General features: G+C 61.3%; 32 protein-coding genes, 1 pseudogene and 1 riboswitch. Of the genes and pseudogenes, 19 read left to right on the forward strand and 14 right to left on the reverse strand.

The genetic code is table 11. The annotated features are described in order from the left end of the window. Positions 1-367 precede the first annotated feature (367 nt). A pseudogene (locus ASD52_RS39660) lies at positions 368-520 on the reverse strand (IS5/IS1182 family transposase); the annotation flags it as partial. Between the two features lie 415 nt (positions 521-935). Here ASD52_RS39660 and ASD52_RS02325 point away from each other — a divergent pair. From ASD52_RS02325 to ASD52_RS02340, 5 genes are all read left to right on the forward strand, one after another. Further along, on the forward strand, positions 936-1,508 hold the full coding sequence (locus ASD52_RS02325) for a hypothetical protein (RefSeq protein ID WP_025427471.1): 573 nt from the start codon (positions 936-938) through the stop codon (positions 1,506-1,508). Positions 1,509-1,956: 448 nt separating this feature from the next. Then, on the forward strand, positions 1,957-2,514 hold the full coding sequence (locus ASD52_RS02330; RefSeq protein WP_225906312.1) for a lysozyme: 558 nt from the start codon (positions 1,957-1,959) through the stop codon (positions 2,512-2,514). Further along, positions 2,511-2,615: an LPXTG cell wall anchor domain-containing protein gene (locus tag ASD52_RS39665; protein ID WP_225906311.1), complete on the forward strand. Its 105-nt coding sequence runs from the start codon at positions 2,511-2,513 to the stop codon at positions 2,613-2,615. Before ASD52_RS02330 ends, ASD52_RS39665 begins: the two co-directional genes overlap by 4 nt. 117 nt (positions 2,616-2,732) lie before the next feature. Further along, entirely contained in the window at positions 2,733-2,990 is a 258-nt protein-coding gene (locus ASD52_RS02335; RefSeq protein ID WP_025427469.1) for a hypothetical protein, read from the forward strand. Further along, positions 2,977-3,351: a DUF1515 family protein gene (locus ASD52_RS02340; RefSeq protein ID WP_038576200.1), complete on the forward strand. Its 375-nt coding sequence runs from the start codon at positions 2,977-2,979 to the stop codon at positions 3,349-3,351. Before ASD52_RS02335 ends, ASD52_RS02340 begins: the two co-directional genes overlap by 14 nt. A gap of 159 nt (positions 3,352-3,510) precedes the next feature. Here ASD52_RS02340 and ASD52_RS02345 read toward each other — a convergent pair whose 3' ends face one another. From ASD52_RS02345 to ASD52_RS02360, 4 genes are all read right to left on the reverse strand, one after another. After that, the gene (locus tag ASD52_RS02345) at positions 3,511-3,774 is read right to left on the reverse strand and encodes a hypothetical protein (protein ID WP_025427467.1); all 264 of its coding nucleotides are present in this window, start codon (positions 3,772-3,774) and stop codon (positions 3,511-3,513) included. A gap of 440 nt (positions 3,775-4,214) precedes the next feature. Continuing rightward, positions 4,215-4,460 carry a hypothetical protein gene (locus ASD52_RS02350; RefSeq protein WP_025427466.1) on the reverse strand — a complete coding sequence of 82 codons (246 nt, stop codon included), beginning with the start codon at positions 4,458-4,460 and terminating at the stop codon, positions 4,215-4,217. Between the two features lie 136 nt (positions 4,461-4,596). Then, positions 4,597-4,800 (reverse strand): hypothetical protein, encoded by a 204-nt coding sequence (locus ASD52_RS02355; protein WP_057206239.1) that lies wholly within the window; start codon positions 4,798-4,800, stop codon positions 4,597-4,599. A gap of 302 nt (positions 4,801-5,102) precedes the next feature. Continuing rightward, positions 5,103-5,399, reverse strand: a complete 297-nt coding sequence (locus tag ASD52_RS02360; protein ID WP_025427464.1) for a hypothetical protein — start codon at positions 5,397-5,399, stop codon at positions 5,103-5,105. A 251-nt stretch (positions 5,400-5,650) separates the two neighbouring features. Between ASD52_RS02360 and ASD52_RS02365 the strand changes: the two genes are divergently transcribed. From ASD52_RS02365 to ASD52_RS02375, 3 genes are all read left to right on the forward strand, one after another. After that, a complete protein-coding gene (locus tag ASD52_RS02365; protein ID WP_038576197.1) occupies positions 5,651-6,037 on the forward strand; it encodes a cupin domain-containing protein in 387 nt (128 codons plus the stop codon). A gap of 390 nt (positions 6,038-6,427) precedes the next feature. Then, complete coding sequence (locus ASD52_RS38115) at positions 6,428-6,727, forward strand: hypothetical protein (protein ID WP_156407972.1); 300 nt, start codon at positions 6,428-6,430, stop codon at positions 6,725-6,727. A 68-nt stretch (positions 6,728-6,795) separates the two neighbouring features. After that, a complete protein-coding gene (locus ASD52_RS02375) occupies positions 6,796-7,725 on the forward strand; it encodes a sterol desaturase family protein (protein ID WP_038576195.1) in 930 nt (309 codons plus the stop codon). A gap of 52 nt (positions 7,726-7,777) precedes the next feature. Here ASD52_RS02375 and ASD52_RS02380 read toward each other — a convergent pair whose 3' ends face one another. Beyond that, positions 7,778-8,809, reverse strand: a complete 1,032-nt coding sequence (locus ASD52_RS02380) for a helix-turn-helix domain-containing protein (protein ID WP_239637573.1) — start codon at positions 8,807-8,809, stop codon at positions 7,778-7,780. A gap of 118 nt (positions 8,810-8,927) precedes the next feature. On the opposite strand from ASD52_RS02380, the gene ASD52_RS02385 reads away from it, so the two are divergent. Further along, the gene (locus ASD52_RS02385; RefSeq protein ID WP_057206241.1) at positions 8,928-9,935 is read left to right on the forward strand and encodes an alpha/beta hydrolase; all 1,008 of its coding nucleotides are present in this window, start codon (positions 8,928-8,930) and stop codon (positions 9,933-9,935) included. Positions 9,936-10,011: 76 nt separating this feature from the next. Next, positions 10,012-10,956: an MBL fold metallo-hydrolase gene (locus tag ASD52_RS02390; RefSeq protein ID WP_025427458.1), complete on the forward strand. Its 945-nt coding sequence runs from the start codon at positions 10,012-10,014 to the stop codon at positions 10,954-10,956. Positions 10,957-11,256: 300 nt separating this feature from the next. Here ASD52_RS02390 and ASD52_RS02395 read toward each other — a convergent pair whose 3' ends face one another. Next, a complete protein-coding gene (locus ASD52_RS02395) occupies positions 11,257-12,369 on the reverse strand; it encodes an NADH:flavin oxidoreductase (protein WP_057222780.1) in 1,113 nt (370 codons plus the stop codon). 1 nt (position 12,370) lies between these two features. After that, on the reverse strand, positions 12,371-12,763 hold the full coding sequence (locus tag ASD52_RS02400; protein ID WP_025427456.1) for a RidA family protein: 393 nt from the start codon (positions 12,761-12,763) through the stop codon (positions 12,371-12,373). A gap of 139 nt (positions 12,764-12,902) precedes the next feature. On the opposite strand from ASD52_RS02400, the gene ASD52_RS02405 reads away from it, so the two are divergent. Next, positions 12,903-13,799, forward strand: coding sequence for a LysR substrate-binding domain-containing protein (locus tag ASD52_RS02405; protein ID WP_025427455.1), 897 nt, complete (start codon positions 12,903-12,905; stop codon positions 13,797-13,799). 57 nt (positions 13,800-13,856) lie between these two features. Here ASD52_RS02405 and ASD52_RS02410 read toward each other — a convergent pair whose 3' ends face one another. After that, a complete protein-coding gene (locus tag ASD52_RS02410; RefSeq protein ID WP_025427454.1) occupies positions 13,857-14,150 on the reverse strand; it encodes a hypothetical protein in 294 nt (97 codons plus the stop codon). A gap of 249 nt (positions 14,151-14,399) precedes the next feature. Beyond that, entirely contained in the window at positions 14,400-14,843 is a 444-nt protein-coding gene (locus ASD52_RS02415; protein WP_025427453.1) for a MarR family transcriptional regulator, read from the reverse strand. Positions 14,844-14,997: 154 nt separating this feature from the next. Between ASD52_RS02415 and ASD52_RS02420 the strand changes: the two genes are divergently transcribed. Continuing rightward, positions 14,998-15,762, forward strand: coding sequence for an alpha/beta hydrolase (locus tag ASD52_RS02420; RefSeq protein WP_025427452.1), 765 nt, complete (start codon positions 14,998-15,000; stop codon positions 15,760-15,762). A gap of 379 nt (positions 15,763-16,141) precedes the next feature. Here ASD52_RS02420 and ASD52_RS02425 read toward each other — a convergent pair whose 3' ends face one another. Continuing rightward, complete coding sequence (locus ASD52_RS02425) at positions 16,142-16,414, reverse strand: hypothetical protein (RefSeq protein ID WP_025427451.1); 273 nt, start codon at positions 16,412-16,414, stop codon at positions 16,142-16,144. 104 nt (positions 16,415-16,518) lie between these two features. On the opposite strand from ASD52_RS02425, the gene ASD52_RS02430 reads away from it, so the two are divergent. Continuing rightward, the gene (locus tag ASD52_RS02430) at positions 16,519-18,294 is read left to right on the forward strand and encodes an SLC13 family permease (protein ID WP_025427450.1); all 1,776 of its coding nucleotides are present in this window, start codon (positions 16,519-16,521) and stop codon (positions 18,292-18,294) included. A gap of 56 nt (positions 18,295-18,350) precedes the next feature. Here ASD52_RS02430 and ASD52_RS02435 read toward each other — a convergent pair whose 3' ends face one another. Further along, a complete protein-coding gene (locus ASD52_RS02435) occupies positions 18,351-19,352 on the reverse strand; it encodes an NADP-dependent oxidoreductase (protein WP_025427449.1) in 1,002 nt (333 codons plus the stop codon). Positions 19,353-19,410: 58 nt separating this feature from the next. Further along, positions 19,411-20,226, reverse strand: coding sequence for an oxidoreductase (locus ASD52_RS02440; protein ID WP_025427448.1), 816 nt, complete (start codon positions 20,224-20,226; stop codon positions 19,411-19,413). 89 nt (positions 20,227-20,315) lie between these two features. On the opposite strand from ASD52_RS02440, the gene ASD52_RS02445 reads away from it, so the two are divergent. Beyond that, a complete protein-coding gene (locus ASD52_RS02445) occupies positions 20,316-20,747 on the forward strand; it encodes a helix-turn-helix domain-containing protein (protein WP_025427447.1) in 432 nt (143 codons plus the stop codon). Positions 20,748-21,079: 332 nt separating this feature from the next. Here the strand turns inward: ASD52_RS02445 and ASD52_RS02450 are convergent, their stop codons facing one another. After that, positions 21,080-21,373: a DUF1330 domain-containing protein gene (locus tag ASD52_RS02450; RefSeq protein WP_025427446.1), complete on the reverse strand. Its 294-nt coding sequence runs from the start codon at positions 21,371-21,373 to the stop codon at positions 21,080-21,082. A gap of 187 nt (positions 21,374-21,560) precedes the next feature. Further along, positions 21,561-21,777, forward strand: a riboswitch (cobalamin riboswitch). A 107-nt stretch (positions 21,778-21,884) separates the two neighbouring features. On the opposite strand from ASD52_RS02450, the gene ASD52_RS02455 reads away from it, so the two are divergent. From ASD52_RS02455 to ASD52_RS02475, 5 genes are all read left to right on the forward strand, one after another. After that, positions 21,885-22,298, forward strand: a complete 414-nt coding sequence (locus ASD52_RS02455; protein WP_025427445.1) for a DUF1636 domain-containing protein — start codon at positions 21,885-21,887, stop codon at positions 22,296-22,298. 22 nt (positions 22,299-22,320) lie between these two features. Next, the gene (locus ASD52_RS02460; protein ID WP_025427444.1) at positions 22,321-23,127 is read left to right on the forward strand and encodes an ABC transporter ATP-binding protein; all 807 of its coding nucleotides are present in this window, start codon (positions 22,321-22,323) and stop codon (positions 23,125-23,127) included. Next, the gene (locus ASD52_RS02465; RefSeq protein WP_025427443.1) at positions 23,124-24,077 is read left to right on the forward strand and encodes an ABC transporter substrate-binding protein; all 954 of its coding nucleotides are present in this window, start codon (positions 23,124-23,126) and stop codon (positions 24,075-24,077) included. Before ASD52_RS02460 ends, ASD52_RS02465 begins: the two co-directional genes overlap by 4 nt. A 75-nt stretch (positions 24,078-24,152) precedes the next feature. Next, the gene (locus ASD52_RS02470; protein ID WP_239637572.1) at positions 24,153-25,157 is read left to right on the forward strand and encodes an iron ABC transporter permease; all 1,005 of its coding nucleotides are present in this window, start codon (positions 24,153-24,155) and stop codon (positions 25,155-25,157) included. A 76-nt stretch (positions 25,158-25,233) separates the two neighbouring features. Continuing rightward, complete coding sequence (locus ASD52_RS02475) at positions 25,234-25,794, forward strand: DUF924 family protein (RefSeq protein ID WP_025427441.1); 561 nt, start codon at positions 25,234-25,236, stop codon at positions 25,792-25,794. The last annotated feature ends 113 nt before the right edge of the window (positions 25,795-25,907 follow it).

Here is a 25,907-nt window from a genome sequence, read left to right on the forward strand (position 1 = left end):
CGTGGGCGACATTAGAGAGCTTTGCGGCGCTACTGCATGTTTCCTTAAATCGACGCGTGGCGCTGCATGGGAGCCATCATCATGAGCATCGGTAAGCCAGCCAAGGACCCGAAGACCGGGCGCTTCCTGCCGCGTGTGCCGGGGGCGGCGACACCAGTCCGGACACGCGCCCGCAAGGCGGTGCGCACCAAGCTCGGCGAGCTGTTTCTCGAAGACATGCTTGTTGCCTGGGAGAGCCGGGGGGCGGCCGCGATCCACGCGCTGATCGAAAAGAGTCCGCACGATTTTCTCAAGGCCGTGGCCTCGCTGATGCCGAAGGACGTGAATGTCAATGTCAACCAGATCGGCGAGATGACGGATGCGCATCTGCCCCCCCTTTTCCTCCGGCTGCCGATCGATGCGCTTTGGCGGTCGTACTATCGATCATATGAATATCCGCATCGCCACACTTGACCAAAGCCTCAACCAGCCGCCGCCATATTCCCCGTGCCGACCAGCGATGAAACCGGTTGTAGATGGTCCTCCTTTGGTTGAGTGATTGAATCATGGCAACAAAGAATGTTCAATGGCTTGATTGGGTTTTGACCCTAGAGCCACAAGAACAAACCACTCATCGGATCCTTCAGCGAAGAATCTAAATCAGATGTCAGCCAAAATTATTGGGTCCAGAGCCTAAACGGCGATTGAGGCCGCAAGCACTGCCAGAAGTGTCGCGAGTGCGAGAGCGGCTCCGTACTTGGCCACTGTGATGCGGCGGCGGCGTCCGCCGGTCCAATCGTAGCTCATGGTCTTGCTCCGACGACTTTCATGTCGCGACGCGGACGATCGGTGATTCTGCTTAACAAATAGGAAAGCATTGTCGACAAAACTGCGCTTGCGTTTTGGGGATGCTGTTAGTCTGGCGTCCAGAGGCCCCTATGAGGCGGAGGTAGCGTATGCCGGATGCTTCGATCGACTTGGCGCTCTATTCGGCAGCGCTGAACATCACTGCGCCACCGGCGCTTATCCGGCCCTTTCTCGACCAGTTGGCGGAGGGCCAATTCTCCGTTGATGAAATCAGGAGGCGTTGCGCGGAGAACGGCGTCCGCCTCAAGGCCCATCTGCGCAAGGGCGAACGCACCCGCAAGGACCTGCGTGCGGCCTTCGACCTGCAATCGGTGGAGCGGCGGCACTTGGATATTCTCGACATGCTGATTGCGAGCCTGGAGGCCAAGGCTGCGCGTGACGCCAGCGAGTTCGATGGGCTGCTGGATGATTTCAAGGCGAGGGTTTCAACCCTTTCCGGCTCTGTCGATGTGGGGGAAGCGGCAGAGCTCGAAGAGATCTACAGGACGATCGAGGCGCAGGTGCGGGTGGAGATCGGTGAACTCGTCGATGTCGCCCAGTTCTTGCGTGGCCTGCGCTCGAGATGCGGTGACGACCGAGGCGAGAAACGCCTACCCGACAGCGAAAGCCTCAAGACGTTGCTGGGTTCGTTGTCGCCGTCCAAGCCCCCCTCTGTCTCCTAGTGCGTTTCCGGTCTAAACGGAGTCGTAGAAACGCTCTATCTCTTTGTCTCGACGCATTTCCTGACGGAAAACCGCTTCGCACTTTTCCTGGGAAGGCTCCAAACCGGCGAGAGTCCGCATGTCCTATTCGGTCGGACGCGGCTGTTACCGGCGACCCTGCGATGCAGGCGCCGCGACAGATGTTGTCCGCGAATTGCCGCTTGTCAGTAGGGCTGCACCATGATGACACAGCTGACAAGCACGATGACCAAAGCGGTCATCTTCACGAATGCGGCATCCATCATGGCTAGATCTCCCCTTTGATCGTTTCCTTAAATCCCATTCGATTTAAGGAAACATGCAGCAATTCAAAGTGCTGCAGCAATCTTTGCGCCTCTAATAAGACGCGCGGCGCTGTAGCAACACATTACCGTTGCTTCTGGTTCCCAATCTAAACAGGACAAACGACATGAACATGAACCGACGCATCAACGCGGCGGGCCTTGCGCTCGTCAAGCAGTGGGAAGGTCTGAAGACGAAGGCCTATCGGGACGTCGCCGGTGTGTGGACCATCGGCTATGGCCATACCAGCGCCGCGGGCGCTCCGGCGGTGACGCCGGGAATGGTGATCTCCGAGGCGCAGGCAGACGATATCCTGAGGGCGGATTTGGCGACATTCGAGGAACGGGTCTTGCGTCTCGTTAAGGTGCCGCTTTCCGACAACCAGTTCGCCGTGCTTGTCTCGTTCGATTTCAACACCGGTCGCCTCGGCAAATCGACTTTGCTGAACAAACTGAATGGCGGCGACTATGACGCTGTGCCGGGCGAGCTTATGAAATGGGTCAATGCCGGCGGCAAGCGCGTGAAGGGGTTGGTCAATCGCCGAGCTGCCGAAGCCGGGCTTTGGGCCAAGGGCGAGTTCGTGGCCTCCAACACCGTTATCGCCGCGCCGAAGCCGCCCGAAGCGGAACAAAGGAGAATATCTCCTGGCTCGCGGGCATTCTGTCCTCGCTCGGCTTTGCGTTGACCGGAAGTGGCCCGCTGCAATGGGTGTTTGCCGGCATCATTGTTGCTGCCTTCGCAATCGGCGCCTTCCTCTTCGTTCGCAAGCGGCTCGATCCGGCATGATCGCCCGGCCAAAGATCCTTTTCGGCGGGCTTGTGCTCGCTGCCGTCACCTGGGCCGTACTCGAGATCCGGGCGGACGGCGCCCGGTCCGTTCTTCATGCGATTGAAAGGCAGAATGATGACGCTGCGAACCGCGCTCGAAAGATGCGCCTTGATTACGATTCCTGTCTTCGCGCTGGCGGGCTATGGGATTTCGGCGCCGAAGACTGTGACCGGCCTTAAAAGCGTCGTCGGCGTCGACCTTGTCGGCGCGCGCGGCGCGACGCCGGCAGATCAGCGCAAGATCGACCGCACTGTCGTCGGTCTCTGCGCCGCGGCAGTCTGGTCAAAGGCGGACTGCGCAAGGCACGGAGGGCGTCAAGATGTCTCCAGCTGAAATCGATGTCAGCGTGCACCGCCAGCTCGGAGAGCTGGTCGCGGGCATGCGCGGTCTGCAGGAATCGATCCGGCGGATCGAGGAGGGCGCACAACGTGCCGAGGATAAGGCGACGAGCAGTCGGGCGGGCGTCCATCAGCGGATGGACCAGTTGGTCGATCGCGTCGGTGATCTCGAGGCTTCGGTCTCGACGCTTGGTGGTGACGTTGCAGAGATGAAGCCGGTGACCGACGACGTCAAACGCTGGAAGCTGATGGGCATCGGCGCCCTTGGTGTTACCGGCATAGCGGCGATGGCGCTTGGCGTCAGCTTTGCCGAGGCGATAAGGCGGATCATATTCGTCATTGTCGGAAAGGGGTGATGGTGTCGTTCGCAGCTGCTGCTCTGCCTTGGCCGAACAGGGGTGAGCCAAGCAACGTGACAGCGGCAAGCTGCCGCTGTCACTGATGTGCGCGTGAGAGCATGAGGCGTGAAGGGGGCCGCGGAAATGGTTCGATTGGCTCAGTCCAACCGGGCCAGCCTAATGAAGCGTCTGGACGGGATGTTCGGTGAACGTGTGGATGCCATCGCGTTCGATCGTGGCGAGGAATTCTTCGTAGGCGTCGCGGTCGGTGGGGAAGGAATCTTCCCAGACGGTGGAGTAGCCCTCCTCGTCGATCACCTCGAGCGTCCAGTCGAGATTGGAGCCCGTCGGGCGCGAGATGCGGATATGAACAACGACGTCGTCGTCGGCAAACTCGCCGGACAATTCCGAAAGCTCCAGGTCTTCTTCTGTTTGGGTCATGAGCGTTTATAACATGTCCTGAGTGAGCGAACCAATCTTGTGGCGGTTCCTGGCCTTTGCCTGCGTACGAAGGCTACGTTTGCGTAGCCGATTACTGCATGTTTCCTTAAATCCTATTCGATTTAAGGAAACATGCCGTAATTCAAAGTGCTACAGCAACCTTTGCGCGTCTGATGAGACGCGCGGCGCTGTAGGTGAGGGCGTTTGACGCCTTGATAGGCCGAAAGGCGATTGCCATACAATAGGATAGGTTTGGCCGGGGTTGCTTTGCAACCCCGGCGTCTTTTGCACGTCAAGATGGCGGCAATAGCGAAACGATCCCGGATCGCTACTGCATGTTTCCTTAAATCCTATTCGATTTAAGGAAACATGCAGTAATTCAAAGCGCGACAGCGATAGCAGGTCATGCCGGCGCCGGTCATCCTTGTTGCCTTGCAACGTCACTGCTCGGGAGCCAACGACCACGGCTCGCTTCTGCGCTCGAACCACAGAGCCCGCTCGCACAGGGCCGCCTCGTCGCGTGTGCCGGAGCGGAATTCGCCGATGATGAATTTCGCCAGGCGATTGGCACGGTAGTCACTGCGCGGCATCCTTGCTGCAAGGCAGGCCGTGTTGAGAACCCGCTGGAGCATGGCGATCTCAGCTGGATTGAATGCACAATCGAAGTGTTTGGAATGATGCTGCATTTTGACCTCCCTACTGCATATTTCCATAAATCGTTTTCGATTTAAGGATGAAAACATGCAGCAATTCAAAGTGCTACAGCGACCTTTTCCGCGTCTGATAAGACGCACGGCGCTGTAGGTGCGACTGCGGGAGCCTTCATTTCTCACTGTCGGCTTGTATCGTCGTGCACGCATGTATCAGGTGGTCAAGTTCCACCTTATAGGGGCCGTGCTTCGCGAAAATCTCGCGTGCCTCCAGCGGCGGCAGGCCGGAGGCGGCGATGAATTCCTCCAGGTCGTATCGTGTATTCCAGTTTTTGACGATCCGGCCGAACTGTCTTTTCGTATCTGACGCAAACATGATGAACCTCCCGTTCTGCAGGCTAAATTCGCGACGCGAACGGTGGTTCCACGGTGCTGAAAATTCCGTCTTCTGGGATGTGCCGGCCCTGTTTTCTCAGCTTGCATCGTTCGGGCGCCGCCGCGACGGCCTCGCGACCAGACAGTTATAGAGAAACGTCTGTGGCAGGTCAGAAATCGCCACACGCGACCCGTTGCAGTTGTGGTCCTGCGGGCAAGACAGGCGTAGAGTAAGCCATTGCACATCAATCTTGAATGCGGTCTCGGTTATCCACGGAGAGGCCGCATTTTTTTGTGGCGGCCTCAGCGCTGATGCGGACTGCGCCGGCCGGGTCTGGCAACCCAGATGTCGACGGTTTCGGTCTCTTCTGTCCTTGGCGGTACCCGGCGCCGTTCGCGCCACAGCGCGCATTCCAGCAGCGTGCGCTCGTCGCCATTGCCGATGCAAAATTCATCCATGATGAATTTGGCCAGCCGGTTGGCGCGTTCGCCGCGGCGTGGGACGCGGGCGGCAAAGCAGGTCGCGTCGAAGACCCGCTGCAGCATTTCGATGTCATCCGGACTTAATTGTCTGCCCGAGGTCTGCGGGAGATCATGCATTCGAACCTCCTTCATGGACGTCCATAGCCAGTGCCGAAGGGAGACAAGATACATCAGCCGTCTTATCGGGCAATACGGAAATATTCGCCTGCATCCCGGACGTGGTGTCGGCAGCAATTCCAAGTCCTACGGCGACCTTAGCGCGTCTAATAAGACGTGCGGCGCGGTAGACCGCGCCATCTGCGCACGATCGTTCAAGATCGATGCCCGCGCTCCATGCATGTTGGCACTTCATCGAAATGAGGAAAGACATGACGGAAAGCATCGAGACGTCCGACCGCAAGCCCATCAAATTCTCCGAGAAGCTGGAGATGATCGCGGAACTGTGGCAACCGCGCGTGATCGCCGAGATGAACGACTACCAGTTCAAACTCGTGCGCATCGAGGGCGATTTCATCTGGCACGACCACCCCGAGACGGATGAGACGTTCATCGTGCTCGATGGCATCCTGCGGATCGATTTCCGCGATGGATCTGTACAGATTGGCCCTGGCGAGATGTTCGTCGTGCCTCGAGGCGTCGAGCACAAGCCGTTTGCAGAGAGCGAGGTGCGGATGCTGCTGATAGAACCGCGTGGCGTTTTGAACACCGGTCATGCCGGCGGCGAGCGCACAGCGCAGAACGACCGCTGGATCTAGGGCAGGGCTGTCGCGCTGGCGTTTCCTTGATGCCCGCTCGCGTCGTATTCCTGTCAGGCGCCTACAGCGCCGCGCGTCTTATCAGACGCGCAAAGGTCGCTGTAGCACTTTGAATGGCTGCCTGTTTTTATCCTTAAATCAAATAGGATTTGAGGAAACATGCAGTAGTGATCACCCGCGCCTGATCGGCAATGCCGATGCTAGAAGGGGCAGGCCGGGCCGACGGCCAGGCAGGCACGGGCGAAATCGGCCCCCGGATCAGTGCAATGCTGGTGTAATGAAATCAGTAGAGTTTGCCGCCAATGCTCCAACGATGAGGATTGGCGTCATCCCATGTGTTTTCTCAGGATCGGTCTGCTGGCATGTCACCTGCTCGGGGCGTCATCCCAGATGGAACACAGCCGCCTCGAAGCGAGCGGCGACGATCGCTTTGCACTCGAGCGACAGTTCGTTCAGTATCGCCCGGATCCCTGCCGCGACGGGCGTTTCAGTGACGGCCGGCCGCGCAGCTGCGCGGAGCTTCGCCGCTGGCTTGACGACGGCGGCGACCCCGGCTGGCGAAAGCACCGGGAGGGATTGAGTTGGGCCGAGCGTCGCCGGCGGATCTGCACCGACGGACGTTTCAGCGATGGCCATGCGCATACCTGCGACGAGCTGATGGAGCGATACCATCCGCAGGACGAGGATTAGAACATTTCCTGAGATAACCCCCTGCCGTATTGCATCCCTCCGATTTTCTGAAAAGTGGTCGAAAAATAATGGTCTTTCATCAAGCTAGCTCTTCATCGCCGCTACGATACTTGGTCTCCATCCTGTTGTGGCCGGCGCTTTATTTCGGCGGACTGGCCGCAGCCGGATTGGCTTTTGCCACATCCTCGCCGGTGCCCTGGTTCAACGTCGTCTACCTCTCGGTGGTGGCGATCATCGCGCTGTTCGAGCGCATCATGCCCTATGAGCCGACCTGGCTTGCTCCGGATGGCGAGACGCTCAACAATCTCGGCCATACGATGTTGACGAAGGGGATCGTGCAGATCGCGGCGGCGTTCGGTGCATCCTTTCCATTACTGGTCGCCATTTTCGCGCAGCCGTTCTTCGGGTCGCAGCCGCATATCTGGCCGGCACATTGGTCGATGTTCGCCCAGGTCGTGCTCGGGCTGGTCGTTGCCGAGTTCGGGCTCTATGCCGCTCACCGCCTGGCGCATGAGCGGCTTGGGCTCTGGCGCTTCCACGCGCTGCATCACAGTGTCACGCGGCTTTGGGTGCTGAACACCGGCCGCTTTCACGTCGTCGATTCCCTGCTGAAGGTGGGCCTCAGCCAGCTGCCGCTCTATCTGCTCGGGGCGCCGCTGCAGGTCTTCCTCTGGATCGGTGCCGTCACCGCCTTTACCGGCCTTCTGACCCATTGCAATGTCCAGATGCGCACCGGCCCGCTTGACTGGGTCTTCTCGACGCCACGGCTTCACCGCTGGCACCATTCGAAGGACATGGCCGAGGGCAACAGCAACTACGGCGAAAACATCGTGCTTTGGGACCAGCTGTTCGGCACCTACTTCAATCCCGACCGGCCATCCTCCACCGACATCGGCATCACCGGCAAGGTGTCGCGCAGCTTTGTCGGCCAGCTGGTGCAGCCTTTTTCAAAGAGCGGCGCGCGCCAGATCTTGGGGCGAAAGCCGAGCGGCGATTAACGGCGCCCGGAAAACGTGTTGGCGAAACATGCCGGCGTCGACGCCGTGCAGATCAGGCGGGCGCGGCGGCTGCAAGTCCTGCCATGGCCGGCCGTCGCGTGCCGTCCGACACCGAGAAGCGCAACCGGTACTCCCGCGGCGACAGGCCGAGGATCTTGCGGAAGATCTTGCGGTAGGCGTTGGTGTCGTCGTAGCCGCTCTGCCAGGCAACCTGCTCGATCGACAGGTGCGAGCGCTCGAGCAGGTCGCGTGATTTGGCGATCCTCAACCGCTGGCAATATTCCGTCGGGTTGAAGCCGGTCGCCTTCTGGAAGCGCCGGAGAAAAGTGCGGTCGCCGAGCCCGGCGCGCTCAGCCATCATCTGCAGCGTCACGCCCTTGGTGTTGGCGCCGTGCAGCCAGTGCTGGATTTTCAGGATCGTGCTGTCGCCGTGGTCGAGCTTGGGCGCAAAGACGCTGTAGTAGCTCTGTTCGCGGGCACCGGGATCGATGATCATGAAGCGGGCGGTTGCCAGCATCACATTGGTTCCAAGGAACCGGTCGACGAGTTTCAGCCCCAGATCGATCCAGGCCATCATGCCACCGGCAGTGATGATATCGCCTTCGTCGATCAATAGCTTGTCGGTATCGACACGGACATCGCGGTAGCGATCGGCGATCAGGTCCTGGTGCGACCAATGGGTGGTGATCGTGCGACCTGCGGCGAGCCCGGATTCCGCCAGCAGATAGGCGCCGCCGCAGACCGAGCAGACAGTGGTGCCACCGGCATGCTGCTCGCGCACGAAGGCGGGCAGCTGGCCCATGCGCCCGCCTACGGGCAGCTCCGCCAGCGTCGGCGGCAGGATCAGCGCGACGAGACCCGAGGAGGGGCCGGGGTGGGTGTCGAGCGTCTTTTCGACCGAGCCATCCTCCTGAAGCTGCCAGTGGCTGACGCGGATGCGAGGTGCGCGTGCGCCGCCCTGTTCTGTCGCCTGCATGCCGGCCACCTGGAACATGTCGGTCAGCCCATGGACCGCCGACTTCAGCGCGCGCGGATAAACGACGATGCCGATCTCCGCCGGTTCGCTTTCGAGTGGTTTTGTCACTTCTGCCCCCATCGTTGTCAGCTTTGCCGGTCGAGAGGGTAGGCCGGTCATTCTATCAATTCAACCAGCGCTCCGGAACGGAGATCGCCGGTCAACCGAGATGGAAGAGGGCAGGACAATGATTGAAGCAGAAGCAGTTTCCACAGCAGTCTCCACTGGCCTTTCGCGCCGCACAGTTCTTTCGGCTGCCTTTGGCGCCGCGGCCACAGCCGCCGCCGTTCCAGCCGTCATTCGCCCGGCGAAAGCCGAAACCGCATCAAGCACCACATCCGACACATTGGGAGTAACGACCATGGGCAGCCGCATCATCACCCGCGATGGCGTCGAGATCTACTACAAGGACTGGGGCTCAAAGGAGAGCCCGGTGGTCGTGCTCAGCCACGGCTGGCCATTGTCATCGGACAGCTGGGAGGCGCAGGCCTTCCACCTCGCCAGTAACGGCTTCCGCGTCATCACCCATGACCGGCGCGGCCATGGCCGCTCCTCTCAGCCCTGGGACGGCAACGACATGGATCACTATGCCGACGATCTTGCCGACCTGATCAATGCGCTTGATCTGAAGGACATATTCCTCGCCGGGTTCTCCACCGGCGGTGGCGAAATCACCCGCTATATCGGCCGTCACGGAACAAGCCGTATCGCCAAGGCCGGATTGATCTCGGCGGTGCCGCCGCTGATGGTCAAGACCGACAGCAATCCCGGAGGGCTGCCGAAGGAGGTGTTCGACGGGTTGCAGGCGGCAAGCCTGAAGGATCGCTCCAAGCTCTATCGCGATATCGCCTCGGGTCCGTTCTTCGGCTTCAACCGGCCGGGTGCCGTGGCTTCGCAGGGCATGATCGACAGCTTCTGGCTGCAGGGCATGATGGGCGGGCACAAGAACACCTATGACTCGATCGTCGCCTTCTCGCAGACCGACTTTACCGAGGACCTGAAGAAGTTCGACGTGCCGACGCTGATCATCCATGGCGACGACGACCAGATCGTGCCGATCGATGCGGCCGCCCGCGCTTCGAAGCAGCTGGTGCCGAGCGCCACCCTGAAGGTTTATCCCGGCGCGCCGCACGGCATCACCGACACCCACAAGGACCAGCTCAACGCTGACCTGCTCGAATTTGCACGGTCTTGACCCTCGGCCCCCGGCCGGTGCCGCGGAAACGCGCTGCCGGCCGGTTGCTCTCGCTCAAAACAGAAGGAACCGATCCATGACCTGCACAGACGACAAAACCTCCGGCCTCAACCGCCGTTCCTTTCTCGCCGGCTCCGTAGCGGGCGCTGTATTGCCGCTGCTGCCGAAGGGCGTTTACGCCGCAGACACCCACCGCTTCACCCATGGGGCTTTCGATATCGCCGTCGTCAGCGACGGCTTCCTGACGCTGCCGGTCAGCATCGTGCTACCGGATGCGGCGCCGGAGGAGCGCGACGGAATCATGCGCCGGCTCGGCGGCACGCCTGAGGGCGCACCCTTCCACACCAACATCCCGTTCATCCGCACCGGCAGGGACCTGATCGTCGTCGACAACGGATCGGGCGGCAATTTCCAGGCGAGTGCCGGCAAGCTTGCGGCCAATCTGGCGACTGCAGGTATTAATCCGGCGGATGTGACCAAGGTGGTCTTTACCCATGCCCACCCGGATCATGCCGGCGGCACGGTCGGGGCAGACGGCAAGCTCACCTTTCCGAATGCGCAATATTTCGTCTCGGAGCGCGAATGGGCATTCTGGACGAACCCCGACTACGAGAAGGTCATGCCGAAGGCGCTGCACGGCTTTGCCCGCGGTGCGCAGCGCGATCTTTTCGCGGTCAAGGAGCGCCTGACGCTGGTCAAGCCGGGCGACGAGATCGTGACCGGCATGCAGGTGCTCGACACGCGCGGCCACACGCCGGGCCATATCTCGCTGGAACTTGCCGGCGACAACGGGCTCGTCATCTCAGGCGATGCGGCAACCAGCAATATTGTCTTCTTCGAGCACCCGGACTGGCACTTCGGTTTCGATACCGATCCGGAGCAGGCGCTGAAAACCCGCAAGACGCTGATCGACCGGGCAGCAACGGAAAAGCTGACGCTGCTCGGCTACCACTGGGGCTATCCCGGCATCGGGCGGGCCGAACGGAACGGTGCCGCGTATCGCTTCGTCGCGGGCGCGTAGGGGGCGAGGCCGCTGTCGCCACCAGGCGCAATGGCCAACGTTGGATCAGGGGTTCTTGCCATGGCAATGCCTAAACCGTCCTCATCTCTGTGCTTGTCACAGAGATCTCGCGCAGTTCCGTAGGAACTGCGGGACCAGCCCAAGTCTTTGGGCTGAAGGGTCTTTTGACTCGACAGACGTCGGGTCGCTGGATTCCGGCACAAGGCCGGAATGAGGGACTGGGGATGTTCCTACGCTCAAAGCAGGCCTGTCAGCTGCCAGGCCAGGGCGGCGCCTTGTTGTGGCGCCGCCTCTCTTGGCTCAAAGCTGAAGCTCGCTGTCCTTGATGTCGCTGATCGGCGACAGCATTTCCAGCTTCAGCGGGCGGGCCTCGCGCTTCTCAGTGGCGATGCGCGGCCAATCGGGATTGGCGAGCGCGCCGCGACCGAGCGCGATCATATCGGCGCCGGCCTGCAGCACCTGCTCGGCGCGGGCGATATCGTGCAGACCGCCATTGGCAATGACGAACAGATCGGGCGCATGCTGGCGGGCAAGGGAGACCAGCGATCTGCCGCCGGAAGCAAAGGCCGGTTGCCAGGCTTCGAACTCAGTCACGTGTACGAAGTCGGCGGGACTGGTGGCCAGCGCCTTGAAAACGATGGCAGCACCTTCTTCGCCCTCCGCCCATTTATGTAAGGGGTCGTTGACCTTGCCCTGGGACAGGCGGATGCCGACGGGCACCTTATCGCCGACGGCGCTGCGAACCGCGTCCAGCACTGCGAGGCTCAGGCCCAACCGCTTGCCGATGTCGCCGCCCCAGCGATCCTGCCGCCGGTTGGTGTAATCGGTGAAGAACTGGTCGAGCAGATAGCCGTTGGCGCCATGGATCTCGATGCCGTCGAAACCGGCGACATCGATGGAAAGCCTGGCGGCTTGCGCAAAGCCTGATATCGCTTCGGCAATCTCCATCCCATCCATCTCCCGCGGCTCGGCATAGAGACCCTCACCGTGGTAGGAGACCATCTGTTTGCCTCTCGGCTGCAGTGCCGAGGGTCCGACTGTGTCGCTGCGGAAGCGATTGCCCTGGGCGAGCGCACCGCCATGCATAAGCTGGGCAAAGATGCGGCCGCCCGCGGCGTGCACCGCATCGACGACCGCCTTCCAGCCTTCCGCCTGTTTCCGGTCGGCAAGTCCCGGTTGGTCCCTATAGGTTTGCGCATAGGCCTTGTCGGGATAGATGCCTTCAGTTGTCAGGAGGCTGAAGCCGCCCTTTGCGAAGCGCCGGTAGTAGTGCGCCATCCTTTCGGTCGGTACGCCCTCGGCAGTGGCGCTGATGCGGGTCATCGGCGCGACGGAAAGCCGGTTGCCGAAGGCCAGCCCTTTGAGCGTCGTTCCGGTCAGGATCGGCGAGGCGACCGTGCTGTGCGCGTTCATCTCAACGATCCTCGGTCAGCGCAATCGCCTCGATCTCGATCATCGCCTTCGGCGAATAGAGCGAGGAGACCTCGATGATGCTGTCGGCGGGATAGGGTGCCGAGAACCATTTGCGGCGCAGCTCGACGATCTTCCCGAAGTTTTCCATCGAGCGCAGGAAGATCGTTACCTTCACGACCTTGGAAAGGCTGGAGCCGGCAGCAGTCAGGACGCGGTCGAGATTGCGGAAGGCCTGCTCGGCCTGACGGTCGAAATCGTTCTCACCGACGATTTCGCCATCGTCGCCGATTGCGGCCTGGCCGGAGACGAAGACGAAACCGTTGGCCTTGATCGCCTGCGAAAGCAGGAATGGCGCGTAAGGATCGGGCTTGGTGATGACCTGTTCGAGAAACACGGGGAATCCCTCTATGCTTGAGTTCAACTCAGCTTGGCGGCGTTGCCTTGGCTGCTGAACTCAATATGATGAGGCTTCGCCCGGCTGACAAAAGACCATTTTTCAGCCGACAGATGAATTCAAGTCATTTGTTGCCGTCATGAGAAAATTGCCGCCGCTCGGCGCATTGCGGGTTTTCGAAGCGGCCGCCCGCCGCTTGAGCTTCAAGCAGGCGGCCGACGAGCTGAACGTGTCGGCGACGGCCGTCAGCCATCAGATCCGCCAGCTTGAAGATCTGCTGGAGCTGAAGCTGTTCGAGCGCGGCACGCGCCAGGTGCGGCTGACGCCGGCTGGGCAGACGCTGTTTCCGGTGCTACGCGATGGGCTCGACCGCTTCGAGCAGGCGATCGGCGAACTGCGCCGCAGCCGTGACACCAAGGTGGCGCGGCTCACCTCAACCGTCGCCTTCGTCGCCAAGCGGCTGGCACCGCTCGCCGGCAGCTTTCGCGACGCTCATCCGGACTGGAACCTGCGCCTCGACGCCTCGAACAGGACGGTGGATCTGGATGCCGATGCCGACGCGGCCATCCGCTATGGCGACGGGCAGTATCCCGGCCTGCTTTCCGAGCCGCTTTTCGCCGATCGTTTCGCGCCGGTCTGTGCGCCGCGGTTGGCGCCGATGTCCCTCGATGCGCTGCGAGAGGCGACACTCATTCACTTCGATTGGGGGCCGGCGCGGCGCGACGACGAGCGGGCGCCGGTCTGGCGGCAATGGCTGAGGCACGCAGGCGTCACCGATATCGACCCGGCTGGCGGCCTCTCCTTCACCGACGAGATCCATGCGGTGCAATCGGTCGTGGCCGGGCAGGGCATCGGTCTCTTGAGCCTGACCCTGGTTGCCGAGGAACTTGCCTCCGGCATACTCGTCCAGCCGTTTGCACTGTCGCTCGAAAGCTACCGCTACGATCTGGTCTATAGTCCGCGGGCTGCCGAGCGGCCGGCAACGCAGGTGCTGAGGGATTGGGTACTGCAGCAGTTCAACGGCGGAAGCCAGTAAGAGGCGAGGCAGCCGATCGCCTCGGCAAGCTCAATTGCCGCAAGGTAGGCCCCGCAATCAGTCGAAGTCACCGAAGACGTCGAGGCTCCTCCAGCGGCGGCTGACGAGGCGCAGCGAGCGATCCGGTTCGATCACGTAGGTCTCAAAGACCTGACGGCCGAATTGGTCGAAGAACTGGTGCGGCACGATACTGCCGACCGGCGCCTTCTTCAACTTGGTGCGAGGCTGGCCGCCATAGGTGATGCTGCCGGGGATCGGCTGAAGGTTCGGCGAGTAGCCGTAGGTCTGAACACCAGTGGTGCAACCACTGAGAAGGAGGACGACGGAAAGGGCGGCAAGAGCATGTTTCATATCGATGGTCCTCGACTATGCAGAAGGCGGATCGGAGTTCTGCCCGACGCCATGCGCAACTTCCAGGGCGTTACGACTTACTTTGGCGCCTGCGGGCGATAATCCAGCACCTTTCTCTAAAGTGTAGCGCTTCAACGGAAATTTCCAAGTTTCCGTGCGGCGATTGCCGATGGCGACAGGACCCTCGGTGGCCGCGTGTCTCATTAGACGCGCAAAGCTCGCTGTAGCACTTTGAATTGCTGCATGTTTCTACGCTTCTTCGCGGGTGAGGCCGTCGCGCAGCATCTGGACCTTTTCGTTGAGATCGATCATCTCGGGCACGGTAAATCCGGAACGACGCAGCAGCGTGTCGGTGAGGCATGCGGTCTTGGGGTGAAGCTCCTTGCCCTTCTCTGTCAGGAAAACCTCGACCAGCCGTTCGTCGACGGTGCTTCTGCGTCTTGAAAGGAAACCGGCCGCCTCGAGCCGCTTGACTGCCGGGGTGATGGTGCTCGGTTCCAGGCCGAGCCGATCGGCAATCGCCGATATGCTCAAGCCGTCCTGTTCCCACAGTGTACTGACGGCCAGATACTGCGTGTAGGTGACGCCGAGCGCGTCCAGCATCGGCTTGTAGGCGCGATTGATGGCGATCGCTGCCGAGTAGATCGAGAAGCAGAGCTGGCTGTCGAGCGGAAGCGGTGCGGGTTCGGTCATGGTCGTCTCCAATATTTAAGTCCGTGGCTTTTCATGAGCTTAGCACGAAAACCATTATTGCGATAATAAAATGCTGGACAGGTGATCGCGTAAGGCATATCTAATGATTACCGCGATAACAACTATCGCGCTAACAAATTAAGGAGTTGCGCAAATGTTGAAGACATCTCTGCTTGCCGCCGCCGCCTCGCTCACCCTGGCCGCCACCGGCACCACCGCGTTTGCCGCTGATGCAGGCGCAAAGAACGTCGTTCTCGTCCATGGCGGTTTCGTCGATGGCGCCGGCTGGAAGGGTGTCTACGACATCCTGAAGAAGGACGGCTACACCGTCAGCATCGTCCAGAACCCGACGACCTCGCTTGCCGCCGACGTCGCTGCCACAAGGCAGGCGATCGACAAGGCTGATGGATCGGTGGTGCTGGTCGGGCATTCCTATGGCGGCGTCGTCATCAGCGAAGCCGGCACCCATGAGAAGGTGCAGTCGGTCGTCTACATCGCCGCGTTCGCCCCGGATAAGGGCGAGTCGGTCTCGTCCTTGATTGCCAACCCGCCGGCCGGCGCGCCGGTGCCGCCAATCCTGCCGCCGGTCGATGGCTTCCTGTTCCTCGACAAGGCAAAGTTCGCCGCATCGTTTGCTGCTGACGTCGATGCCGAGACGGCCGCCTTCATGGCAGACTCCCAGGTTCCGTGGGGCGTCGAAGCGCTGGCCGGCGCCGTCACCGAGCCTGCTTGGAAGACCAAGCCGAGCTACTATCTGGTTGCGGGTGAAGATCGCATGATCCCGCCGGCTGCCCAGCAGATGATGGCCAAACGCGCCGGCTCAACCGTCGTCGAAGTGCCCGGCAGCCACGCCGTCTATGTCTCCAATCCGAAGGCGGTCGCCGATCTCATCGAGAAGGCGGCGGAAACCGCCAACTGATCGTCGGCGACGAACGACACAGCAACAATCGACCAACACAGGGCCGGGAGAGGGATCTCCCGGCTCTAAAGCGCGTCGCGATCTCCAGGATTCGCTTGCTGCCCTTTAAGCTCTTGTTTTTGCGCATGTCGTCATCACAAAGCCGCTGCGCACTTTTGCACGACATGCTCTAGATTGCCGACATACCCCAGAGAATCCTGTCTAACGGGAGGCTCACCCAGTTCTCCCTCATTCCGGCCCTGTGCCGGAATCCAGCGAGCTGACGTCTGTCAGGTCGAAAGACCTTTCAGCCCAAGGACTTGGGCTGACTGGATTCCTGTGACGGGCACAGGAATGAGGGTGCTTTGAGCGCCGTGAAGGCGCCCGAATGTCGAACAGGTCATATGGATGACTTTGTCATCAGTCTGAGGGGCGGGAGAGGGATCTCCCGGCCGTGTTTGCTGGGCAGGACCTTCCGTCTTCCGAACGGCCCGGCGGCAACATGCAGCTTGCCCACAGCTTCGCCGTTGATGGCCACGCTGGCCCATTGGTACAAGCCTTCCACCGTCAGCTGTGGGAAGAGGGCAGGTTGCGAGTTCGCCGCGCCAACCCGATGCGTTTCGCGCTCATACCCAGATTTGTCGCTGCGGCGAATTCCGATTTGGCGAAACATGCGGTAGTCCTTGGGTGAACTTCCCGTCGGATTGTGCGTCAGGCCCCAAGCGCCTGTCGCGCGCTCTGCTGTCGCCCAGTCCTTCTGCCGAACCCAGGTATTGCATGACCGCCGAACAGTCCCTCGCGTTTATAGTCATCGGCGCCATGATGGCATTCTTCATCTGGGGGCGGTTTCGATATGACGTGATTGCCTGTTCCGCCCTGATGCTTTCGGTCGCCGTTGGCATCGTGCCTTTCGATCACGCCTTTGATGGTTTCAGCGACGATATCGTCATCATCGTCGGTAGCGCCCTTATCGTCAGCGCCGGGGTGGCGCGCTCCGGTGTCGTGGATGCGGCGATCCAGCGGTTTCTGCCGAACATTTCCTCGGTCCGGGCGCAGCTTGCGCTGCTGGTCATCACGGTCACGGTGCTTTCCGCCTTCATCAAGAATATCGGCGCGCTGGCGATCATGATCCCGGTGGCGTTCCAGTTTGCCCGCCGTTCCGGCGTCCAGCCCTCGGTGTTCCTGATGCCGATGGCCTTCGGCTCGCTGATCGGCGGGCTGATGACCCAGGTCGGAACCTCGCCCAATATCGTCGTTTCGCGCGTGCGCCAGGAGTTGACGGGCGAGAGCTTCACCATGTTCGATTTCACCCCCGTCGGCGCCACGCTTGCTGCCGTCGGTGTCGTCTTCCTGCTGTTTGCCTACAAGCTGGTGCCGCAGCGCACGAGCCAGCATGTCTCGGTGCAGGCGGCGATCGAGATCACAGACTATACCTCGGAGGCGGTGGTTGCCGCCGGTACGCCCATGATCGGCAAGTCGCTGAGCCAACTCGTCAAGATTGCCGACGGCGGTGCCGTCGTCACCGCGATGTTCCGGCGCGGCCTGCATGTGGCGCCATTGCCTGACGTCAAGCTCGAGGCCGACGATATCCTGCTGCTCGAAGGCGGGCCGGATGCGCTCGATCGTATCGTCTCGCAGGCCAAGCTGAAGATCTCCGGCGACCGTTCGCCGTCATCCAGCGAAAAGACCGGCGCGGAGATCGAGGCGGTCGAGGCTGTGATCGGCGGCGGCTCGCCGCTCGAAGGCATGACCGCGCAGCGCCTGGCGCTGTTCAGCAACCACAACATCAACCTGCTTGCCGTCAGCCGGCAGGGCGAGCGGCTGAAGCAGCGGCTCGGCAACATTCGCTTAAGGGCCGGCGATATCGTCGTGCTGCAGGGCGCGCGCCGTGAACTGCCGTCGTTCCTGCAGGACTTCGGCTGCCTGCCGCTGGCGCAGCGCGAGATCCTGCTTGGCACCATCCGCAAGGCGACGCTGCCGCTCCTCGTTCTTGCCGCCGCCATGGGCTCGACGGCCGTCGGCCTCGTGCCGATCCCGATCGCCTTCTTCGCCGCGGCCCTTGCCATGGTGATCTTCCGCATCATTCCGCTGCGCGACGTCTACCGGTCGGTCGACGGGCCGATTTTGGTGATGCTGGCAGCGCTGATCCCGGTCAGCGATTCGCTGCGCACGACAGGGGGCACCGACGTGATCGCCAGCTGGCTCGGCACGATTGCCGCGGGCCTGCCGCCGGCCGGGGCGCTGACGCTGATCCTGCTCGCCGCCATGGCAGTGACGCCGTTCCTCAACAATGCCGCGACCGTCCTGGTCATGGCGCCGATCGCCGCCAGTTTCGCGACCACGCTTGGCTACCGCCCCGAAGCCTTCCTGATGGCGGTTGCCATTGGCGCAGGCTGCGATTTCCTGACCCCGATCGGCCACCAGTGCAACACGCTGGTCATGGGCCCGGGCGGCTACAAGTTCAGCGACTATCCGCGCCTCGGCCTGCCGCTTTCGGTGGTGATTGTCATCGTCAGTGTGCCGGCGCTGATCGCCGTCTGGCCGCTGCGCTAATCGCCTTCCTAAAGGTAGTTGCTTCCTCTAACGGCAATCGGACCGGACCCCAGACGTCACTTCACAGCGACGACGACTTTCCCCTTGGCACGCCCCGTTTCGACATAGTCCAGCGCCTCGTTGGTCCTCTCGAACGGGAAGACCCGATCCACTACCGGTCGTATGGCACCTGTGTCGATCAGGGAGGTGATCTGACCAAGCTGCCCACCGTTGGCCGTCATGAAGTGGAAGGAGTAGCTGATCCTTCGGCGCTTCGATTTTCTCCTGATGCCGAAACTCAGCAGGCGCATGACCTGTTGAAGCAGCCAGCCAGAACCGTTCTGCCGCGCGAAGTCCGGATCGGGCGGACCGGAAATCGAAATCAGCTTCCCGCCCGGCTTCAGAACAGCAAGGGATTTCTCCAGCGTTTCCCTCCCTAGGCTGTTCAGCACGACGTCATAGCCCTGCAGCACTTTCTCGAAGTCATCCTTCTTGTAGTCGACGACGACGTCTGCGCCGAGACTTTTCACAAGAGCGATATTTGGTGTGCTCGTGGTCGTCGCCACATATGCCCCAAGATGCTTGGCAAGCTGGATCGCGATCGCGCCCACACCACCGGAGCCGGCATGGATCAGGACCTTCTGTCCCTTTTGCAAGTTGGCCCGCTCGACAAGCACCTGCCATGCTGTCAGGGCAACAAGCGGAATGGATGCGGCCTCGTTCATACTCAGATTGTTCGGCTTCATCGCTACATCGGCCTCGTCCATGGCGATGTACTCTGCAAATGTCCCGATGCGATCCTGGGCCGGGCGTGCATAGACCTCGTCACCAGGCTTAAATCGCCGGACATTGGCCCCGACCCTGACCACCACGCCCGCTACATCGTTGCCCAGCACCAGTGGAAGGCGGTAGGGAAGGATGACCTTGAACTCTCCGTCCCTGATCTTATTGTCCAAGGGGTTCACGCCGGCGGCATGAATCTCAACCATGACATCGTTCTCACGCAACTCCGGCTGTGGGCCTTCGCCGAGCCGGAGAGCGCCGCCTTTCAGATAGCGATCGATCAGGAATGATTTCATCAGACTAACTTTCGTTTCTATGGTGAGCCGGCAGCGCCAGCAGTGCGGCGGCGACAGCTCAATCGGGAAGTCTGCTGAACTTCCGAAGGTTCTTGTCGACGATGGACTCGGGCAGGAAGCGACGCATGAAACGGACTTGTCCTGCAGCTTTTCCGGCGGTGTAGCGTCGTTTGGGCGATGCCGCATTGGCGGCCCTTACGACGGCTTCGGCGACCACCTCGGGTGCATCGCCCTTCGCGACGATGTCGCGCATCAGCCTCTCCGCGTCGGCGCGAACCGTGTCGTAAACGGCAAGCGGGCGGTCCGGTCGCGTGATGTTCTCTTCGAAGGATGTGCGGGTTACGCCGGGCTCGACAAGCACGATGCGGATGCCTTGCGTTCGCACTTCGTGGTCAAGAGACTCCGAATAGCCTTCGATGGCATGTTTGGTCGATGCGTAGAGCGCATTGTAGGGGGCGGGGATCAGCCCGAGTATGGAGCTGAGGTTGACGATCCGTCCTCGATGCTGCCGTCTCATCGTGGGCAGCACCGCATTTGTCATGCGTATGATGCCGAACACGTTTACGTCGAAGACGGCTTTCGCCTGTTTCGTCGTGGATTCCTCAGCGCCGCCGAGCAGTCCGATCCCGGCATTGTTGACAAGAAGATCAATCCGTCCTGCGCGACTTAGAACCTCGTCGACGGTTGTCTGCACCGATGCGTCATCGGTTACATCGCAGATCAGCATCGTGATCCCGTCCGGGGTATCGGGCATCGGCTTTCGGCTGGTACCGAAGACACGGTAGCCATCGTGCCGCAGCGCTCGTGCTGTCACCAACCCAATGCCTGAGGAAGCGCCCGTGACCAGGGCAATGCCGCGTTCTGTCTTGCTCATCGGCTTGTGCTTTCATTTTATCATGGAATATCGCTGAACATTCAGTTACTATTAAATTAGTAGTTAGTCACTATCAAAAAGATACTAACATGAAAAATCTGTCGAGCCAGCCATGCCTGATCGCCAGGAGCCTTGCGCTTGTGGGGGATGCCTGGAGCATGCTGATCATGCGAGATGCCCATGCGGGCCTGACCCGCTTCGATGATTTCCGCAAAAGTCTTGGTATCGCGCCGACGATGCTGACGGGGCGGCTTTCAGCGCTGACGGAGGAGGGGCTGCTGGAGAAACGCCGCTATTCCGATCGTCCGCCACGAGACGAATATGTCCTGACCGAAGCTGGCCAAGACTTCCTGCCGGTTCTGTTTGCCATCGGCGCGTGGGGACGCAAGCATCGCGGCGGGGGCGAGGTAACCCGGTTCTTCGACGCCGAGACCGGAACGGAGATCGATCCCGTCACCATCGACCGGGCGACCGGCGCTCCAGTCGGGACACGTCCCATTCGTATCGCCGCACCGGAATGAGGCACCCCAGGCAGATGAAGTATCGCCTGACAACGCCTCTTGAAATCGCTTCCAGCACAGAGTTGCCGGTCCGTTGGTCGAGCAATGTCTTATGACCGTCGCCGGCAAACGCTGATGCCAGATTAATAGGTCCGGTTGACAGTCGCGATCGATCGTCCTGATGGCGTGAGAAGTGCTCTGCCAATGTGCGTCGCAGGCATCATTCGTTAGCTTGTGTTGTATTATGATATTACATAACAGATGAATATGAAAATATGCCGCATGTTGATATGCCAATGCCGCACCTTTGCGGTAAACGTCGGAAGCTGCTGGAACAATGACGGCCCGACTGCTTAGGTGGCAACGCCTTCCAGCGTCATGATCCGCGTCTTGGCGCAGCGCTCTCGGATCGCCTTGAGGCGTTGATACGCCGGCGAGTTGTACCACTCGAGCAAGGAGTGCATGTCCGGGAACTCGACAATGACGAGCCGGTGCGGCTCCCAGTCTCCCTCGAGCACCCGGGTAGCGCCACCGCGCCCCAAATATCGGCCACCATAGCGCGCCTCCGTTGCCGGCACTTCCCGTATGTATTCTTCAAAGGCCGCGGCATCGGTGACCTCGACATCCGCAATCAGATAGGCGGCCATGGCAGATCTCCTTTTCCACACAGGCGCCATCGAAGGATACGCCCGTTGGTCGGTGCGGGCGAGTTGGTCAACATATTTTTGTGTTGAATAATGTTATGTTATCACATAACAAATGCGCATGAAAAAATGCGACATGTTGATAGGCCAAGGCCGTGCTGTCGCGGCGGTTGTCACCTCCGCCGAAGTGTGCGACGAAGGCTTTGATGGTGCTGCAACCGCGACAATGCGGAAGCGGCTGAAAAGGGAACACGGAGCGGACGACCCAAATGGGGCCGAAACCGTGGCTGCCCCCGCAACTGTGAGCGGAAAGCGCATTCACACCATGTCACTGGCGATCAGCCGGGAAGACGTGGATGCGCCGCGACCCGCGAGCCAGGAGACCTGCCATCGAACCGATCAACCACAACGGACGGGGTGTTCCGATGGAAAAGAACTGGTTTTTGCGCGACGGTCATCCGTCATCATGCCGCGTTGCCACATTCTCTCCGGACCAATCCGGAGGAGAAGAGACATGGCCAATCCGGTTTCCCGACAGCACACGATAACGGTCTGCACCGATTGCCGTTTCACCGGCGGCCCATGCCGTCCGGGAGCGGATCTGATCCAGCGGCTGAACCGCAGTATTGCCGCGCTCGGCGAGCCGCTCGACCGGGATTTCTCCATTACTGGGACGGTCTGCATGGCCGCGTGTACCAGGCCTTGCACCATCGCTTTCCAGGCAACCGGCAAGGCGACCTACCTCTTTGGCGATATCTCGCCCGAGGAGGATATCGATGATCTCGTCTCGTTCGCGACCACCTATGCCGGAAGGGGCGATGGCATGACGCGGGCGGCCGAGAGGCCGCGCGGGCTCAACGGCAAGACGCTGGCGCGCATCCCGGCAGCGATGCTGGTCTCCGAAGACATCGGCTGGCATTTCCAATGATGGCGCGGGGAGGGACGAGCCGATGAGCTGCACCGCGACAGGGGCCGGGCTTCGGGTCCACGCCCTGGATTGGGGACCGCGCCCGGACCTGCGGCTGGTCCGCGAGATCGACTTTGCCATTGCGCCCGGCAGCCGGCTTGCCATTCTCGGGCCGAACGGTGCCGGCAAGACCTCGCTGCTGCGCTGCCTCTATCGCTCGGCCCAGCCGATAGCGGGCGCAATCGAGGTCGATGGCGTCGACATCTGGGCGATGACGGCGCGCGAGGCGGCAAAGATCATTGCCGTCGTGCTGCAGGAAATGCCGAGCGACTTTCCCTTCAGCGTGCGCGACGTGGTGATGATGGGCCGCATCCCCCGGCGTGAGGGCATGAGCGGCTGGACCGCGAGGGACCGCGAGACGGTTGCGCACGCGCTCGAGCATCTCGATCTCACCCACCTTGCCGGGCGGCAATTCGCGACGCTTTCGGGCGGCGAGAAGCAGCGGGTGCTGATCGCCCGGGCGCTTGCCCAGCAGCCGCGCATCATCATTCTCGACGAGCCGACAAACCATCTCGATATCCGCCACCAGCTCGAAATTCTCGAGTTGTTGCAGACGCTGCAGCTGACGATCGTCACCACGCTGCACGACATCAACCTGGCAGCCGAGTTCGCGACCGATGTGGCGATCCTGACGGAGGGACGCATGACGGCCTTCGGCCCGCCCGAAGACGTGCTCAACCCACAAGCGCTTTCCGCCGCCTTCGGCGTCACCGCCACTGCCCACAACAATGCCGTTTCGAGCGGCGCACGCTTTTCCTTTTCACTTGCTCGACAGGAACTGATTTCATGAAGACCTTCATTGCCCATTCCGCCTTTGCCCTGCTGGTTCTGGCGGCAACGCCGGCGCTCGCCTATCCCGTGACCGTCAAGAGCTGCAACCGCGAGGTGACCTTCGATTCAGCACCGAAGCGCGCCGTTTCCAACGACGTCAACCTCACTGAAATGATGCTGGCTCTGAAATTGCAGGACCGCATGGTCGGCTATACCGGCGTATCCGGCTGGAAGACGCTGGACGAAAAGCTGCGCGAAGGCGTCAAGGCGCTGCCGGAGCTTTCGGAAAAATATCCGACCAAGGAAGTGCTGCTCAATGCCGACGCCGACTTCTACTTCGCCGGCTGGAACTACGGCATGAAGGTCGGGGGCGAGGTGACGCCGGAAACGCTCGAACCCTTCAAGATCAACGTCTATGAGCTGACCGAATCCTGCATTCACGTCATGGCCAAGGGCAAGCCTGTCATGGACGACATGTTCGTCGATATCCTCAATCTCGGCCGCATCTTCGGCGTCGAGGATCGGGCGCAGGCGCTGGTCGACGGTTATCGCCGCGATCTCGACAAGATCACTGCAGACACCGGCGGCATCGAACGCCCGACCCGCGTCTTCGTCTATGATTCCGGCGAGGAGAAGCCGTTCACGTCAGGCCGGTTCGGTATCCCGACGGCAATGATCGAGGCGGCGGGCGGCGTCAACGTCATGGACGACATCGAGAAGAGCTGGACCGAGATTTCCTGGGAGCCGGTGATCGACAAGAACCCTGAGGTGGTGGTGATCGTCAACTATGGCGAGGTCACCGCCGAGCAGAAGATCGCCTTCATGAAGAGCAACCCCGCCTTCAAGAACATCGATGCCGTCAGGAATGACCGCTTCGTCGTGCTCGATTATGTCGAGGCGACACCGGGTCCACGCAACATCGATGCCATTGCGCGCCTTGCCAGGGCCTTTCACGGGCAGGCGATGTAACCGAGGCGGCCTGCGGGAGCATGCCGTTTCGCATGTTCCCGCCTTTCCATTCCAATAATTGACCAGGGACGGACTGTGAAAACCACGACCGCCATTCTCGCGGCGCTGCTGTTGCTGTGCCTGACGATCACTGCCGCCGTCTCATGGGGTTCAGCGCCCATCCCGGTCTCGACCGTCTGGTCGATCATCGCCTCGAAGCTGTCGCCCGGCAGCGTCGACGTCGTCTGGTCGGCGGGGCGCGAAAGCATTGTCTGGGACGTGCGCCTGCCGCGTGTCGTGCTTGCCGGGCTGGTTGGAGCCGGGCTGGCCTTGACCGGCGCCGTGCTGCAGGCGGTTACCCGCAATCCGCTTGCCGATCCGCATCTGCTCGGTGTGTCCTCCGGCGGCGCGCTCGGCGCGATCATCGCGCTACTGCACACCGGACTCATTCTCGGCCTTGCCACGGTGCCGCTGTTTGCCTTTGCCGGCGCGCTGGCTGCGACCGCACTTGTTGCGCTCGTGACAAGGGTGCTCGGCACCAATGCCGACCGGCTGGTGCTATCAGGCGTGGCCGTTGCCTTCACCTTGACGTCTGTCGGCAACCTGATGATTTTCCTCGGGGATCCAAGGGCGGTGCATACGGTGATTTTCTGGATGCTCGGCGGTCTCGGGCTCGCGCAATGGCCGCATCTTGTCTATCCCGCGGTGGTGCTGACAGCCTGCCTCGGCTACCTCGTGCTGAGGGCGCGCGAGATCAATGCGCTTGCCATGGGCGACGAGACGGCAACGACGCTCGGCATTCCCGTTCGCCGGTTCCGCCTCGTCCTCTTCGTCGTCACCGCACTTCTGACCGGGGTCATGGTCGCTTTTTCCGGCGCGATCGGCTTTGTCGGCCTGATGGTGCCGCATTTCGTGCGGCTGTTTGCCGGCAGCGACAATGTCCGGGTCATCCCGCTTTCGGCCTTCGTCGGGGCGCTGGTGCTGATCTGGGCGGACCTCTTTTCCCGCGTCGTCATGGCGCCCGAGGATATGCCGATCGGCGTCATCACCGGGCTTGTCGGCGGCATGGCTTTTATTGCCATTTTGAAGCGTCGCGCGTAAGCCAGCGGCATGGACACGGTGCGATTGCCGCCTATCTGATAGGTCGACCGTCCCCACGGCATGACATGAGGAGCGAATGACCCATCAAGCTGAGGCCTGCACCCCGGATGAAGTGCTGAAATTCTGGTTCGAGGAACTGTCGCTCGACCACTGGTTCAAGCCGTCGCGCGAGCTGGACGAACATTGCTTCCTGCGCTTCCAGGCGTCGCACCTCGCCCTTGCCAGGGAGATCGGCGACATCTGGCGGGCGACGCCGGAAAACCGGCTGGCGGCAATCGTGCTTCTCGATCAGTTGCCGCGCAACATGTATCGGGGGACGCCGCTTGCCTTTGCGACCGACGGCCTGGCGCTCCGGGAAGCCAAGCTCGCCGTCGGCGCCGGCGCCGACATGGCGGTCCGGCCGGAGTGGCGGGCGTTCTTCTACATGCCGTTCGAGCACTCGGAGAACCTGACGGATCAGACGATGGCGGTGAAGCTTTTCACCGAGCTCGGCGATCCCATGTATATCGATTATGCAATCCGGCACCGGGAGGTGATCGAGACCTATGGTCGCTTCCCGCACCGCAACGCCTTCGTCGGTCGGACGTCGACGGCGGCGGAACTGACCTATCTGGCGCAGCCGGGCGCAGGATTCTGACAGTTTTACGGGCTGTGAAGGCATGTTTTACCGTGTCTTTGCATCTTTCCGCCGTCTTTCGTATTCAAACCGCATTGTGACGGCTGCCGGGGCGATTCCGCATCCGGGCGAGG

Origin of the sequence: Ensifer sp. Root142 (genome assembly GCF_001426785.1) — a bacterium.
GTDB lineage: Bacteria > Pseudomonadota > Alphaproteobacteria > Rhizobiales > Rhizobiaceae > Ensifer > Ensifer canadensis.

Excerpts from the sequence above, each read along its gene's own strand:
- ASD52_RS02415 (WP_025427453.1), bottom strand. The coding sequence starts at position 14,843 with ATGACCGAACCCGCACCGCTTCCGCTCGACAGCCAGCTCTGCTTCTCG.
- ASD52_RS02455 (WP_025427445.1), top strand. The coding sequence starts at position 21,885 with ATGGCCAATCCGGTTTCCCGACAGCACACGATAACGGTCTGCACCGAT.
- ASD52_RS02345 (WP_025427467.1), bottom strand. The coding sequence starts at position 3,774 with ATGACCCAAACAGAAGAAGACCTGGAGCTTTCGGAATTGTCCGGCGAG.
- ASD52_RS02465 (WP_025427443.1), top strand. The coding sequence starts at position 23,124 with ATGAAGACCTTCATTGCCCATTCCGCCTTTGCCCTGCTGGTTCTGGCG.
- ASD52_RS02360 (WP_025427464.1), bottom strand. The coding sequence starts at position 5,399 with ATGCATGATCTCCCGCAGACCTCGGGCAGACAATTAAGTCCGGATGAC.
- ASD52_RS02385 (WP_057206241.1), top strand. The coding sequence starts at position 8,928 with ATGATTGAAGCAGAAGCAGTTTCCACAGCAGTCTCCACTGGCCTTTCG.
- ASD52_RS02410 (WP_025427454.1), bottom strand. The coding sequence starts at position 14,150 with ATGAAACATGCTCTTGCCGCCCTTTCCGTCGTCCTCCTTCTCAGTGGT.
- ASD52_RS02420 (WP_025427452.1), top strand. The coding sequence starts at position 14,998 with ATGTTGAAGACATCTCTGCTTGCCGCCGCCGCCTCGCTCACCCTGGCC.
- ASD52_RS02445 (WP_025427447.1), top strand. The coding sequence starts at position 20,316 with ATGAAAAATCTGTCGAGCCAGCCATGCCTGATCGCCAGGAGCCTTGCG.
- ASD52_RS02460 (WP_025427444.1), top strand. The coding sequence starts at position 22,321 with ATGAGCTGCACCGCGACAGGGGCCGGGCTTCGGGTCCACGCCCTGGAT.
- ASD52_RS02430 (WP_025427450.1), top strand. The coding sequence starts at position 16,519 with ATGACCGCCGAACAGTCCCTCGCGTTTATAGTCATCGGCGCCATGATG.
- ASD52_RS02435 (WP_025427449.1), bottom strand. The coding sequence starts at position 19,352 with ATGAAATCATTCCTGATCGATCGCTATCTGAAAGGCGGCGCTCTCCGG.
- ASD52_RS02390 (WP_025427458.1), top strand. The coding sequence starts at position 10,012 with ATGACCTGCACAGACGACAAAACCTCCGGCCTCAACCGCCGTTCCTTT.
- ASD52_RS02425 (WP_025427451.1), bottom strand. The coding sequence starts at position 16,414 with ATGTTTCGCCAAATCGGAATTCGCCGCAGCGACAAATCTGGGTATGAG.
- ASD52_RS02405 (WP_025427455.1), top strand. The coding sequence starts at position 12,903 with ATGAGAAAATTGCCGCCGCTCGGCGCATTGCGGGTTTTCGAAGCGGCC.
- ASD52_RS38115 (WP_156407972.1), top strand. The coding sequence starts at position 6,428 with ATGGAACACAGCCGCCTCGAAGCGAGCGGCGACGATCGCTTTGCACTC.
- ASD52_RS02375 (WP_038576195.1), top strand. The coding sequence starts at position 6,796 with ATGGTCTTTCATCAAGCTAGCTCTTCATCGCCGCTACGATACTTGGTC.
- ASD52_RS02355 (WP_057206239.1), bottom strand. The coding sequence starts at position 4,800 with ATGTTTGCGTCAGATACGAAAAGACAGTTCGGCCGGATCGTCAAAAAC.
- ASD52_RS02440 (WP_025427448.1), bottom strand. The coding sequence starts at position 20,226 with ATGAGCAAGACAGAACGCGGCATTGCCCTGGTCACGGGCGCTTCCTCA.
- ASD52_RS02475 (WP_025427441.1), top strand. The coding sequence starts at position 25,234 with ATGACCCATCAAGCTGAGGCCTGCACCCCGGATGAAGTGCTGAAATTC.
- ASD52_RS02335 (WP_025427469.1), top strand. The coding sequence starts at position 2,733 with ATGACGCTGCGAACCGCGCTCGAAAGATGCGCCTTGATTACGATTCCT.
- ASD52_RS02340 (WP_038576200.1), top strand. The coding sequence starts at position 2,977 with ATGTCTCCAGCTGAAATCGATGTCAGCGTGCACCGCCAGCTCGGAGAG.
- ASD52_RS02450 (WP_025427446.1), bottom strand. The coding sequence starts at position 21,373 with ATGGCCGCCTATCTGATTGCGGATGTCGAGGTCACCGATGCCGCGGCC.
- ASD52_RS02325 (WP_025427471.1), top strand. The coding sequence starts at position 936 with ATGCCGGATGCTTCGATCGACTTGGCGCTCTATTCGGCAGCGCTGAAC.
- ASD52_RS02395 (WP_057222780.1), bottom strand. The coding sequence starts at position 12,369 with ATGAACGCGCACAGCACGGTCGCCTCGCCGATCCTGACCGGAACGACG.
- ASD52_RS02365 (WP_038576197.1), top strand. The coding sequence starts at position 5,651 with ATGACGGAAAGCATCGAGACGTCCGACCGCAAGCCCATCAAATTCTCC.
- ASD52_RS02350 (WP_025427466.1), bottom strand. The coding sequence starts at position 4,460 with ATGCAGCATCATTCCAAACACTTCGATTGTGCATTCAATCCAGCTGAG.
- ASD52_RS02330 (WP_225906312.1), top strand. The coding sequence starts at position 1,957 with ATGAACATGAACCGACGCATCAACGCGGCGGGCCTTGCGCTCGTCAAG.